Here is a 1,243-nt window from a genome sequence, read left to right on the forward strand (position 1 = left end):
GGTATATTAAATGAATAACATTACAGAATATAGCAATACAGCGGCACTTGTTCCTTACAATGTATATGCTACTTCAGCCTTTGAATTTGACTGGGACTCCTCAGCAATTCTTAAGCAAGCAGTGCTTAAAGGCATATCATTCATTCCTTATGTCGGTGATTACTTATCCTCTATTATTGATTTCTTTTGGAAAGACCAAGAGAGGGATATCTGGCAGGAAATTTTGGGTCGGGTACAGCAACTTATTGAAGAGAATGTGCTTAAGGCTATTAAAGGCATTCTATTGGGTGATATTGCCGAACTTAAGGGGAAGATTGCCTCCGTAGTTGCAGCTTTGCAGGATCATCCTGGTACACCTGAAGCCAAAAGTCTATTTATGAGCGTATCGGTACATTTGGACAGCGTACAACGCAAGTTTACTACTTTTGATCACAAAACTAACTATCATATTTTGCCGATGTATTCAGCAACCGCGTTAATGCAAATAATGTACTGGACTATGGGCATTGAGCGTAAAGACGATATTGGACTGAACAGTAATGAAGTTGGGCAACTTCAACGAAATATTGATCTATTGCTTAAACATGTCGAAGACTATATCCAAGGGATTTACGATACAGAATTAGAGATCCAATACAACGACTCTGCACCTAATACTGTAGCTAACAATGTTATGTATGTACATGGCTACTGTCGGGTACATGGCTTGGAGTACACTGAGATCATTCAAAATATCCAGAAAAATGGAAGTAATACAAAGGGACTGTATTTAAAAACACTGAGTTATTCGACCTTCTTTGGCTGGCCAACCAGTCATGCACGAATTCTTGCATTAAAAGACGAAATTAATATGCCGGAGCCATTTAAGCCAAAATTAATAAATGGCCGTATAAACCAAATCAAGTCAGTTAAAGGTTTTATTCAACGTATCGGAGGCGCTTTACGGGTAGGTGGATTAGAAGTTACCTTTGAAAATGGTAATAAGTATCAACAAGGAACTGTTACCGGTGAATCTAGTTCAATTGACCTCAATGGGGGTGTCATTGAGACAATAGAAACCTGGGGTAATGGTGCTATTGACGAAGCCAAATTTACCCTAAGCGACGGACGTATCTTAACTGTTGGTCAGCGCTATTCAACAAACTACAGAAAGTTTGCACTCGAGGGGAAATATATTTCTGGTATTTTTATTGCCAGCGATCGAAGTGAACTCGCCGGTCAAGCTGCAAATATTTGTGTTTCT

The 1,243-nt window shown here is 39.2% G+C and carries 1 protein-coding gene; it reads left to right on the top strand.

Going from position 1 to position 1,243, the window contains the following annotated elements; all coding sequences use genetic code 11:
• Positions 1-10: 10 nt before the first annotated feature.
• Positions 11-1,243: insecticidal delta-endotoxin Cry8Ea1 family protein (locus V1952_RS21925; protein WP_420075559.1), on the top strand; the 1,233-nt coding region annotated here is incomplete at its 3' end.

Origin of the sequence: Yersinia sp. 2542 StPb PI, from assembly GCF_048593855.1 — a bacterium.
Classification (GTDB): domain Bacteria; phylum Pseudomonadota; class Gammaproteobacteria; order Enterobacterales; family Enterobacteriaceae; genus Yersinia; species Yersinia enterocolitica_E.